Raw genomic sequence first — 11,904 nt, forward strand, 5'->3', positions numbered from 1 at the left:
CGACAATCATAAGGTACCGAACAGATCGCGTCGAACCTTTCGGGCGATTTAGATGGGCACCTTTTCTTCGATGCAGAGTATTTGTTCTTTCAGGCTTGTCGCGATTATGTGGACTCATGGTACGATTGGATGCATCGGCTGGCGGAGCAGAATCTCGTTTGCCCTGTCGACGCTATTCTTCGATCGTGCACGCAGCAATCGCCCCTCACTTCTTGAGAATACCCTGCATTGAATATCGATCCTTATCTCGAAGAAGTCCTCAAGCAATTGGCCGCTGGAGAGTTGGAACCGGAGGTTTGGTTGACTTGGTGGGAGGAGCACTCGGACATGGTTGCTCAGCAAATCAAGCGGGCACCATTCTTGCGATTAAAACCGCCTCGGCCGGGCGGATTTGGGCCGCCGAGTCGATGTGCTCTGGTCAGCCAACAGGAAGCGATCGCTCTGCTGAGCTCTTGGGGTGTCGAGCATACCACGTCCGATCGATACGAACAGGCGTGGCAGGCAGACTTCGCAAAGTTTCAAGCCGATGAAAAACAGGCCAACAAGGCGCTGCAGCGGAAGTTCAAACCGCCGTTGGATCGACTGCGAGAAGCATTCCCGAAACTGGCTCGCTTCCTGGAACGCCATCTCGATCAGATCGAAACACTCGCTGATGCCGCCACACCGGAAGAGATCGTCCAATTGGAAACAGCCCTGGGCGTACCGTTGCCCGAATCGTACCGAACCTTCCTGGCATGCACTGCGGAACTTATCTATGGCGAAGGGCTTCAGATCGGCCTGCCACATACGTTCATGCACCCGAGCGACGATACGCTTCCTTCGAGCGGGATGTTGTGCCTCGGCGATTTTTGGTGGGAAGGAGACGGAGATCAAATCCTGGTTGGCAAAGCCGCGCCAGGCAGCGAGCCGCCGCTGCTTTACTACAACCACGCCACGCCAGCGATCAGCCAGCTCGCTAAAAGCTTCGCAGCCTGGACCGAATCGCTACCGCGGATGTTGGCTGAGATTTAGCATGGAAAGGATAGATTAACCAGCATCTACAGCGGATTCTCGGGGATTCCCTGCTTGACCAGGAGGTTCTTTCCTTCAGGAAAGAGGCGAAGGAAGGTTGTTTGATGGTGTTGGAATTGCTCGGCGTGCATGGCTCGATCGGAGTTGTATTTACTCTCTTTGATCTCTTGCATCAGCTTCGCTTGGCAATCGATCAGCAGTGATTGGGCCTTGTCGATCTTTCCTTGGTGAAACCAAATCTCGGCGAGCATGCTCATGCTTTCGCCGCGGTAATACTCGTCCATTCTTTCGTAAAGCGAGAGAAAGTGCCGCTCGGCTGGTTCGTAGGCCCCTGCTTTGAAGGCAGCCATGCCGAGTTGACCGTGGCCGAGATTATGCTGCCAGTAAGGGGTGAACCACTCGACCCATTTCACGATATCGCTCTTTCTTTCCTCGGCGACCAATGCATCAACGTACTTCTCAAAATTCCTGCCTAAGACCGTAAACGAGTCGTAACAAGCTTCACGAATCGATTCGTCTGCCTGGGCAGCTAGTTCGAGAAATCTCTCGTAGGTTTCAACGACGACCATCGACTTCGGAAGGCCTCGCGTCTCACAGACGGCATCGATATACGCATCGAATTGATTGGATAGCAGATGTTCGCACAGCAATTCTTTCTGCCGATAAACGGGGCCGTTCGCCGCTTCGTTCATCAACTTCTCATAGGCGACCACAAATTCAGCGGGAGATCGCTGAGGCGAGTCCGAACGGAGGAACTTCTTTCGATCAACGGACTCCTCAAAACCTAGCAGTTGATGGCCGATATGAAGGTTCAGAATGGGATTAAAGTTATTGGGTTGTTCTGACTTGGGATACCAGGCACTTCGTGGTCCATCGAGTACGACCCAACCTTCTTCTCCGTCGAGCCTGGCCGTTGCGAGCGCAACAAAACGGCCTGGGGTTTTCAGTTTCGGAGATACCTCGGCCACATCGGTAATGGTTGGTGACTCGAGCGGTTTGCCAGACCATTGATTTAATAGCTGGGCATATTCTTGCGGATCGGTAATTTCCGTTTCCTGGATCAGCTCTTCGTTTTGCATCTCCCAATAGCAATGGATTGCGTAAACATCTTCCGGTGGGCGTTGATCCATCTTGTACATGAAAAAGCACCAGGTCATGCTTCCCACAAGGCCACAATCGACGTCGTCTTCTTCGAGACCGGTTTGATCGTAGACGCGGTACTTTAAAATCCAGAAGGGACGCGGCTTGTTTTCTGGCGGCCAAGCGAGCATCCGATGATCGACCACCTCTAACTCGTCCGGTGGGCGGCCAAGTTCATTGGGATGAGCCAGCCAGTTCGAGAACTCGGCTTTGGCTTGAAACTCCGGCTCGTTTGCCTCTTTCGGAATCAGTTCCTGATGCCCTAATTCCGTAAGATAATGCTGAGCAATACTGGAATGCGCAATGTCCAGGCAATAGCGAGCCAACTGTCGGAGGCCAGCGTCTCGTCCTACTTTGGCTGCTGCCCAAGACGCTTCGATCTGTACGCCGACATCGGGATGATCCATCGCCAGGTGCAATAGCTGGTCACGCCCAGGCCCCGTAAGAAAAGGCAATGCAGCCGTGGCGCTATTGGCATAACTGAACTTTTCCGGATCGCTTTCTTCCAGCCAGCCTCGCAGCCGCTGCTCTCCTTCGGCCGAGTCGAATGGATGGCGTTCAAGCGTTCCTGCAATCGCCGATTTATTGGCACTATCCAGAAAGGCAATCGCCAAGAAATTCGACGGCAAATGCTCACTCAATGCTTGGTAGACGAAGTCGCGATGAGGATGGTCGTCGCCTAAAATCGAAAGGATGACGTGCCACATGTAAGCGTCATCCTTCAGCGGCATTTGGGCCGCTTCCACGATCTTCTCAGCCCCGTCCTGTGATCCGTACATGGCTAAGATCTTCAGCACGTACAACAGATCGTCTTCGTCGTCTTCATTCGCCTCTTGTATCCGGGCGTCGAAAATGCGGGTTAAGAGCGGCAGCCCTTCGAGATACAAGACTTTGAAAGCTGGGGCTCTGGGACTTTCTAGATCTTGAAACAACGAGGTCAACGCGTGGAGCGATGACGTAAAGGAATTTTCATCGGCCGGACGCTTAAGAGGCAGCGACGCCAACGCATTGCAAATTGCCTGAGCGTCCGCTTTGGAGCGAATCTGATAATCGTCTAACTCGCGCAGTTCGTCTGCGAGATTACCGCCTGGCTTCAGCCCACGTTTAATGGCTCGCTGAAGCGCACTGCTAAAGAACATTCGCCTTCCCTTAACTAGCTCCGTATGTCGCAACTCAGGCTCGGCTGCGATTTGCTGATCGGATTGTTGCTCGCTGCCTCGTCGCTAGTCGACGTCGACGCACTGACTTTCCAAGATTCGGACGGCCCGCTTGGCTTCGTCACCATCGAGTAAGATGTGCAACAACGAGCTTCCTTCGCTGGGGTTCATGTGAATGGTCAGGCGGCCTGTTTGCGGTTCCAACCGGCACATCTGAATGCTGCTGAGGTTAACATAGCAGGTATGACCATTGGAATCGGGAACGCGTATGAAGTTGGACATAGGTTTGTCTCCTGAGAGGTGCATCTTCGTTGCGATTCAAGATATCCCTCGGAAAGAAGACAAGCAACACGTCGACCGGGGGTTAGGCAGAAGTGCCGTAAAAGCGATCCCACTGGACAAATTAGGCAAGTCTCGCCGAAGGGTCTTGTACTTACTGATCGCCAGGAAGAGTTGTGTTAAGTTTCGACTTTTCAGCGGAATCCTGTTCGCGTTGATCTTGTCTCTGCTGAATAAGCTCCTCCACCTTCGGATTCAGCTTCTCAAAATCCCAGTGCCGAAGCAGTTTCCAGTCGATCTCAAGGACTTCACTCAGCGAGTCACTGGTCTTAGCACCTTCGCTTTCGGAGTTCACGAAATCGCGAAAGACCTGCTCTTGCTCGTCCGGGGTGAAACCGGCTGCCGTCATTTTCTCTTCTAATCGGTCGAGAGCGACTTTTTTCTGGGCCAGTTGATTATTAAACCAAGCGATACTTTCCCGGCTTGCTCGCTCGCGGGCAGGTTGCTTTCGCCGTTCCTCTTTCTCGAACTCAATAAAGACAGGCGCCACTTTAACGGCCGCGACGCCCAGTAACATGAGCACGGCCAAGATCCGTGGATCGAGAAACAAGCGGCCTGGCGTTGCTGGCTGGGCAGTCTCTTCGGGCAAGACGCCTTGCTGTCGAAGGTAGGCGGTGTACGCATCCGCTTCGTTTTTTGTTTCTTCCACTTTGGCGTTCTTTGGATCGTCCATCCAAAAGGCCAGGGCCCCAAAGACGAGCATCAGAAGCCCGACAGGTAGTGCGATCGCTGGGTAAAGAATCCGATAGAAGTCACCCGCGACGAGCCCACCGGTAGCCACTTGGTAGATTCCCAGGCCCGAGACGACCATCCCCCCGAACATGAATTTGAGACCAATATATCTGGTGCCGGCTTCCGACATGGGCTTCTTCCATAACGACGACAAAACATGTCAGCATCTGAATCAGTTGTTACCGCGAGGTGCGTTGTTTTCAATGCGACGAAAGGTCAACTTCGGTTGGATCACCAGCAGCGAGACCGAATCGGCTTTGCCGGGATTGTCCGAGAATTCAAGTTCTCCATCCGCTTGAAACTGATAGCGACCATTTGAATAACTGGGCAAGTAAAGCTGAGTTTTCCCCTCATCGTCCATTCCGAGATAGCCAGCCGTGACCGGGCCACCCCAGTAGATTCGCACCGTGGGAAGACCAGCGGCCTTGGTTATGGCAAGACGTCGCTTCTTAGCGTCTTGGTAATCTCCGATAACTTGATCGATTAACTTTTGCGGGGGACGTGTGGGAATCTTCACGTCGGACGATTGATCGAACAGCAACTTCTCGAGCTCAGAAACAGCGAGAGAAAACGGTAGTGACTCATCTTGATTGGCCAAAACAATTAGCGTTCCATCGATGGTCGGGTAGCGACGGATTTCGGCCAGGAATCCGCGAACACTGCCGCCATGACGATGACAGATCGCCCCGCCGGGATCTTTCGCGACGAACCAGCCCAAGCCGTAACCACCTTGGTTAGCTTGGATCATTGCGGCCACGGATTCCGCATTGAGTAACTTGCCATCGTGCAAAGCTCGGTCCCACCGCCACAGATCTTCGATATTGCTGACCAGACCACCCATTCCCCGGTATTGGTATCCATAGCTTCCGTAAGGATGCTCCAACGCAGATCGTGGTTTGCCGTAGGTCGACGTTCCGATCGCGACGGTCGAGTCGGTCGGCTGCGGATCTCCAGTGAAGCATGACTTCGTCATACCACACTGCTGCAAAATGTTTTTACGAATCGTCTCGGTGTAGGACTCGCCGCTGACCTGGGCGATGACTTCGCTCAAGACAGAATACCCTTGATTTCAGTATTCAAAGTGAGATCCTGGCGTGTGCTTAGGACCTCCTTTAAAGAACGTCGGCACCACGGCATTGAAATTGTCGCCTGATCCCTGCGTGTTCGTTCCAGGAATTCCAGACGTATGGGACAGTAGCTGGCGAATTGTAATCGCTTTGCTATGCTCTGGCACGTTGGGCAGATGCTTACCAATCGAGTCATCGAGTGAGAGTTGGCCCTGCTCTGCCAATTGCAGGATGGCGATCGCAGTAAATGGCTTCGTGCAAGAGGCGATCTCGAACAGTGTCTTAGAGGTTAAATCCTCCCCGTCTTGCTCGTGATTGGTCGTGCCGCGGGCAAACACTGCGATGACCTTACCCTCTCGAGCGACCAAGACCACGCCGGAGAAACCGAGATTCTGATGTAACTCATCAACATACTGCTGAATTGCCTTGCCACGATCGCCAACCGTGATGTCTTGCTCGTTGGCATTTACCTGTGCTGCGAGGCACAGGTAAGAGATCCAGGCTGTTATGACTAGCAGACGTTTCATCGTAACGATTCCTTTGCCATGTCGTTTGTGGGCGAATGACGGTATCGCCGTTGAGTCCGATCTGAATTTTCTCGGCTCCGGAAGGAAGGTGCACGACGCGGACAAAGGTTTGTCCTGCAGAAGTGCAACCAATGTCGATGCGGATCGTTTCAGGCATTGGTCTCGGTATAACCCTTACCTTCTTTCTCCGAAATCAGCTTTGCATACTGTTTCTGTGCGGCGTCCGTGTTGGCGAATCCCTTCACCTTGGTCGTTCCGTTGGCCCCAATTCGGCCATAGCGGACCGTGACTTCCGTATCGTCAATCGCGATCTCCCAGAACTTGTTCGACTTACCGTCAGAGAACTCGAAGTATCGCGGGACGGATGTGTCGGCTTCTTTCTTTTTTGACTTCACCGCTTTAGCTGTAGCAGACACAGGTTCCGAGGCATTTGCAGCCTCGACGACGGCCAACGTGCTCACGCGTACGAACGACGGGAAGCGTGGGACGCCGCCATCGGAGAGTTCCTGGTAACGGAACGTGATGACGCTACCCGGCGGGGGTGGCGTTACTCGCTCGGCATCGGAGAAGCCTGTGCCGACGGAGAACTCCGTTCCATCCGCGAGTTGGACGATGAGTGCCCCCATCATTCCTTTGAACTTACCTTTGCCGGGCCGGTGATCGAGTACAATCGCTTCGGTATCGTGGAAGCTTTTCACTTTCAACAAACTGGTCGAGCGTCCCACTTCGTACTTCGAGCCTGGCTCACGGAGCATCAGCCCTTCGCCGCCAAGATGCTCGATGCGGGCCAGTTCCTCCTGAAGATGCGCGACATCGCGGCAGCATTGATGTTCGTGCAACGACGCGTATGGATGCTGATCAGCTCCTAAGGTATCGGCCAGGAATTGTAAACGACTCTCGAAGCTACCTTCGCACTGGGGGGCATCAAAGACCAGCAGACGCACACTTTTCCAATGCTCGCTTTTATCTTGCCGGCGAACCACGCTCACCGTTTGCTGGAATTTTTTTCGATCGATCCAGAGTTCGCCATCGAGTGGGGTTGCTGGCAGCCCTTCGACGAACCAATCGGGGGCGTGGTAAATGTTCCCTTGGCGAGAAAGAAACTGTTTGCCATCCCAGTAAGCACGTACACCGTCGAGCTTTTCGCTCATCCACCAGCCAGACAAGTCCATCGCGTTGTCCCAGGACTGCGCTAAAAGCAAAGGAGGTCCTTTCGCTTCCGCAGCCGGCTTAACTGGCTTTGCTGGGAGCTCGCCACCTAACCGCTCTTTTTCGGCGGCCTCACCACGCAGCTTTCGCAAATGCTTACAGGTACGGCGTTCGATCGCGGTTGATTGATTTCGCCAAGCGGGACAACTGCAGGAATAGACCCCACCGACGTTCTTCAACACGTAAGGCTTGGCCCCGGAGCCCTTCATTTCCGTTGTTTCGCCATCTTTCAGGTCAGGCACAGCAGCTTTCTCCTAGCTCGAAGCATGCTCCCAGTTGGGCGCATATTGCGGCCGTTGCGGGAACGATGCAAGTATCCTTGGTGGCTGATTGTGGTGAGAACGGGCGAGCAATCGCAGATTTCGCCACCCGATCCACAAGCCCAAAGGCTACCCCTCTAGATTGGGGGAGTCAAGCTTTTGCTGGAGGAAGCGTGGCTATGCTGCCAAGCTGAGTGAAGTTCGCCGACCGAACCTAGTTCTTCACTCGCAACAAGATGGCTGCCAACAACATGGCAACCAGTGAGTTAGCTGTGGGATGACGCGTTCTTACGAAACAGGCGTCAACTTACTTAGATCAAATTGCGGTGGTGGAGGACAATGGGGATTAACCCACTGGATGACGGCGGCCCAGCCAGCGCTTTCGTCGTCGTGTTGTAAGTATCCGTGGATTGGTTTGACGACGTTCCAGCCGTCCTTGATATGAATGCTGAGAACGGGATCGAACTGAGTTCCCGACACGACGGCATCCACATAAGCTTCGGCACTCATCTCCGAGCTCTGCTTGGAATAGCCTGGCAAGCGGCTGGCTCCGACCATTCGCCACAGAGATTCGTCCTGTACGAGGTAGCGAGCCTGATCGGTCAACGCGTGGGCAAGCCCATGATGCTGATGCGTCGGATGCACCATGATGTCGGCGCCATACAGCGTATGCCCTTCAGCATTGTGGTCGAGGAATGATCCGCCGGAGGTGAGAACATCCCATGAGTCATCAATATGAAAATCGATCATCTGCAAACGCAACGTGAAGTGGACGCCGGCAACTTCGTTGCGGGTGTTTTCGATCGCCACGAACTGCCCTTGCGGATAGACCTGATGATGATCTTCCAACTCTTCCAGTGTATAGGGCGTCTCGGTCGGATAGACCAACTCGCAGATCTCAATGATCGCTTCAAAATCCTCAGGGGCAACGTGACGAATGCTGTAGTTGGACGGAAGCATGGATCGACTACCTCTGAGGTCTTGTGGAAGCTGATTTCCGTTGTCGCAATCTGTGAGCGACAACGCATCATGACGCGAAATATCTCGAATCGCAACCAAAACGGTCGCTTCCAACTCTGCGACAGGATATCCGATAAGGCAAACCAGAAAGAGAAGCTGACTGGAAGCGATTTATGCGGGGAATCGCTATAACCGCTTCCTGCGGCATGGCAGTGACTTAGGCTGCGATGAGGCGACGTGTTGAGAAACGCGTTCCCAGGTAACACCTTATGCTTGGCTCTATAACGAAAACAGCTCACCGCAATTCAATGCGATGAGCTGTTTCATTTAAATCTTAGTGACAAAACGTCGATTGGGCTTCTTAAGAATCCGCTGAGCACTCGAAGAAGCCGTTAGTCGTTCAATAACTACTTCGCTGCGGCCAGGCCAGGCGTCTTGCTGTGCGCGTTTTGCGGGAAGTCAAACGTCAGCACGAGTGGTTCTGTTCCTGTGTTCTCGATTTCCACACCGCCGCTGTTAAGCGCCGTCTGTGTGATGAAACCGATTTCAGGATAGAGCTCGCCCAGGACCATATCTTGGTGATATTTCACTTCCAGCTTTCCAACACGACCACTGCCGCCGTTGGTGTGGAACATGGTAGGACACTCAGGGCGGAAGTTTGTCTTCGCACCTGGCTGTAAGATAAGCCGGAGAATCGAGCACTTTTGCTCGCCGAGCAGTTCGCCGTAAACGATCCACTTGGCATCGACGCCATCGGCACAGAATTCCTCGGAGGTGATTGCCGGACGCGAATTTTTCATCACGAAGTCCGGGTCTTGGTTCGCGGAAAAGTCGAACTGTTCCACCAGGTAGTCCCAATCCTCGTGCTTCGACTTCGGATAGTCTTCCTCACGGCAAGCGTAAAAGGCCGCCTCGGCGCTGATCCGCCCGTCGAGCGTGACGTCTTCGGCCAGGAAGTGTTCGTCCATCGTGACGTGCAGTTCGTGCGTGCAAAGATCGGTTGGCGAATGAAGCACACCGTTGGGCATCACAAAGCCGTCATCCAGTTTCATCATGGTATGCGGCGCCAAGTGGCGGATGCCGTTGTACTCGCCCTTGCCGTATTGCTTCATGCAAGCAAGGAACTGATCCTTGGTCACGAAAGGATAAAGCCCCATTGCCGTGGTGTGATAGTGCGAAGGGCAGACTCCGGGGTTGTCGTAGGAATTGATGTCATACACTTCCCACTTGGCCCAGTGCAGGTGATCCGGAATCGGATTCAGATTGTCGAACTTCTTCGACACGATCGGCCAGGTTGGCTTACCGAACATCTCTTTCGAGAAGGCGGTCACCTTTTCCCCCATGACGGCCTCGGGATTGGCAGTGATCAAATCTTGCAGCGCGATAACTTGCCCTTCCGGCGTAAGAACATGGGCTTCCCCTTCGCGAAATGGTGCCTTGTTGGTGCGGGTATCGATGACGCCGGTCACGATCGGTACGGTGCAGCACATCCAGATTTCATCGAGCCCGGTGCCGCCCATGTAGTCGGGGTAGTACGATTTTTCTTCGAGACGCAGGCGTTTCCCAGGGGAACAAAAGGTCCGACCAGCATAGCGGTGCAGTAGTTGCAGCACGCCGCCGCTCTTGTTGAGACAGTTTTCGAGAACCGCAGCGATACCGTCGCCGCTCCCGTCGATCACATCTTGCTGGGGGTATTCGTGTAGTTTCTCGGCGAGAATCGCTGGGGAAGTAGACATGAACAGGGCTCCTCAATGAGCTTAATGGAAGCGTGTCGGCTTCAATACATCTTGAAGCGACGAATGATGTCTTCGTTTTGCTACCACGCATCAAGTCAGGCGCAGGACGGAGCCGTCCGGGGGCATAGCAAAGCGAAAAGTGTACGGAAAACAGTTGTGGAAAGGATAGGAACTCGAATTTGCCTTGCACGCACGCGAGGTAGGAGACCGATCGAGCGGAATTCCCGGCCTGCGGCAAGCAACTCGAAGAACCGTTGGGGTATATTTTGTGTCGCTATCGAGAACTCGAATCACGCCACGCTGGCAGGTGATAGTCACGATCCAACTGGCGACCCTAGGTCCGTCGGCTGGATTGGAACTCTATAGCTTATTTAATGTTTGGGCGTTAAAGAAGACCGGGGTGCGAGAGAAGCGTTTTCGACCCGTTGCTGGCACCTTTCCCCCGACAGGGGATTGAGTTGCAAGTCCTTACATGCCAAACGAGAAAAGCGTTTAGCCATTCGAACTTGAGTTGGTCTGACTGTGCTGGAGTGGGGATCGATCGCCGTCAGCGTGATGCGCTACTCGGTGCCAAGTGGCCACACGGGACTCGAACCATTACGCCCACCGATTTGTGAAACGGAATTGGAAAACAGTTTCGCTTTTCGTGTCACATTCCAATTATCGATGGCAAGAGCAATAAAGCACGAAGTGACTAGAAGTAGGGCGTGTTTCGAGAATCGCTTCATTCCTAGAGACAGGACATAAGAGTAGAAAACATTTTCCATACGAAGAGGCAGACGACAACTTTTCTAGTAGCGTCCAATCACATCACTTGATCAGAGCCCCGGGACAAATCAACCTAGTTGTAACGGCATCAAGAAACACGACTAAGCGACCTTTTCAAATTCTCCGCGAAGGATTTTCGGTAACCTACCCTCGTCTCTAAGAAGCTTTACTACTTGATGTCCACCAGATTGCAATTGGAACACTTTCACGGAAGGCAGATCGCTTAGGTATTCGGCATGAACCATATCAAGCTTATCGGCAGATGACACGAAGATCTGGGTCTTGGGTTCTTCCGTAGATTCGCCAATAGTCGTTTTCAAATCGAAATAAGTTTTTTTAAAGATCGTGGAAAGATGAGTGCGAGCGATTTAGCGAGACCAGCGTTTGTCGCCATATTTTCTACGCAGAACTCGACTTATAAAAGTCTGGGGCGCGAAGGCAATGGCCATCCCCTCGTTAAGGAGACTCGAGAACAGGATCGCAGCGAAACCTCCCATTGAGTTCCCGACAAAGTAAGTCTTCCTCGGACTAATGCATTGAATTCGTTGTCGCAAGAATTCTGCCGTTCCCCGAATCGAATTGCTTACGCCTGGTAAGCCCGCTTGATACCATCGCTGTCTCAAATCTCGAACGAAGATCTTATTCTCGTCGATGATTTGCGACGCCTTGTAGAATTCGAAAGGTGGCATGGCGATCCCAGAAGATATGCCACCGAAGAATATATATAGATCCTGAGCGTTGGGCGAAAGCTCTTCAGAAACGGGATCTTGTTTCATGCTTTGTGGCTCACATGTTGCCGTGCATCATTTTGGATAACTTTAATCGACACAGATAAGGTCGTCAATTTTTCCCACATCATGGTTCCCATACCCTGCGACGGCCCACGACCATCGAGTTGAGGCGTCCGGAATGACCCCAACGTTGGTCGTTGTCTTGCAATCCACCACTTTTTCAAACGCTACGTGACCGGAAACAGCCCACGGCGATTCCTTCTCCCC

7 protein-coding genes and 1 pseudogene are annotated in these 11,904 nt (G+C 53.1%); 1 reads left to right on the forward strand and 7 read right to left on the reverse strand.

What is annotated here, in order from left to right; all coding sequences use genetic code 11:
- The first annotated feature begins 228 nt into the window (after positions 1 to 228).
- Positions 229 to 1,011 carry an SMI1/KNR4 family protein gene (locus C5Y83_RS16060; RefSeq protein ID WP_105330722.1) on the forward strand — a complete coding sequence of 261 codons (783 nt, stop codon included), beginning with the start codon at positions 229 to 231 and terminating at the stop codon, positions 1,009 to 1,011.
- A 26-nt stretch (positions 1,012 to 1,037) separates the two neighbouring features.
- On the opposite strand, the gene C5Y83_RS16065 is transcribed toward C5Y83_RS16060, so the two are convergent.
- The 7 genes and pseudogenes from C5Y83_RS16065 to C5Y83_RS16100 form a co-directional block, all read right to left on the reverse strand.
- Positions 1,038 to 3,290: a hypothetical protein gene (locus tag C5Y83_RS16065; RefSeq protein ID WP_105330723.1), complete on the reverse strand. Its 2,253-nt coding sequence runs from the start codon at positions 3,288 to 3,290 to the stop codon at positions 1,038 to 1,040.
- 84 nt (positions 3,291 to 3,374) lie between these two features.
- A complete protein-coding gene (locus C5Y83_RS16070) occupies positions 3,375 to 3,590 on the reverse strand; it encodes a hypothetical protein (protein ID WP_105330724.1) in 216 nt (71 codons plus the stop codon).
- 151 nt (positions 3,591 to 3,741) lie between these two features.
- The gene (locus tag C5Y83_RS16075; RefSeq protein ID WP_105330725.1) at positions 3,742 to 4,509 is read right to left on the reverse strand and encodes a hypothetical protein; all 768 of its coding nucleotides are present in this window, start codon (positions 4,507 to 4,509) and stop codon (positions 3,742 to 3,744) included.
- A gap of 42 nt (positions 4,510 to 4,551) precedes the next feature.
- Positions 4,552 to 5,973 (reverse strand): annotated as a pseudogene (locus C5Y83_RS29855) (serine hydrolase domain-containing protein).
- Between the two features lie 149 nt (positions 5,974 to 6,122).
- A complete protein-coding gene (locus C5Y83_RS16090; RefSeq protein ID WP_105330728.1) occupies positions 6,123 to 7,424 on the reverse strand; it encodes a DNA ligase in 1,302 nt (433 codons plus the stop codon).
- Between the two features lie 306 nt (positions 7,425 to 7,730).
- Positions 7,731 to 8,402 (reverse strand): hypothetical protein, encoded by a 672-nt coding sequence (locus tag C5Y83_RS16095; protein WP_146117797.1) that lies wholly within the window; start codon positions 8,400 to 8,402, stop codon positions 7,731 to 7,733.
- A gap of 407 nt (positions 8,403 to 8,809) precedes the next feature.
- The gene (locus C5Y83_RS16100; RefSeq protein ID WP_105330730.1) at positions 8,810 to 10,138 is read right to left on the reverse strand and encodes a hypothetical protein; all 1,329 of its coding nucleotides are present in this window, start codon (positions 10,136 to 10,138) and stop codon (positions 8,810 to 8,812) included.
- Between the last annotated feature and the right edge of the window lie 1,766 nt (positions 10,139 to 11,904).

This window comes from Blastopirellula marina (assembly GCF_002967765.1).
Lineage (GTDB): Bacteria > Planctomycetota > Planctomycetia > Pirellulales > Pirellulaceae > Bremerella > Bremerella marina_A.

What these genes read in the sequence shown, in the direction of transcription:
- C5Y83_RS16075 (WP_105330725.1), bottom strand. Translation starts at nt 4,509, where the DNA reads ATGTCGGAAGCCGGCACCAGATATATTGGTCTCAAATTCATGTTCGGG.
- C5Y83_RS16100 (WP_105330730.1), bottom strand. Translation starts at nt 10,138, where the DNA reads ATGTCTACTTCCCCAGCGATTCTCGCCGAGAAACTACACGAATACCCC.
- C5Y83_RS16070 (WP_105330724.1), bottom strand. Translation starts at nt 3,590, where the DNA reads ATGTCCAACTTCATACGCGTTCCCGATTCCAATGGTCATACCTGCTAT.
- C5Y83_RS16065 (WP_105330723.1), bottom strand. Translation starts at nt 3,290, where the DNA reads ATGTTCTTTAGCAGTGCGCTTCAGCGAGCCATTAAACGTGGGCTGAAG.
- C5Y83_RS16095 (WP_146117797.1), bottom strand. Translation starts at nt 8,402, where the DNA reads ATGCTTCCGTCCAACTACAGCATTCGTCACGTTGCCCCTGAGGATTTT.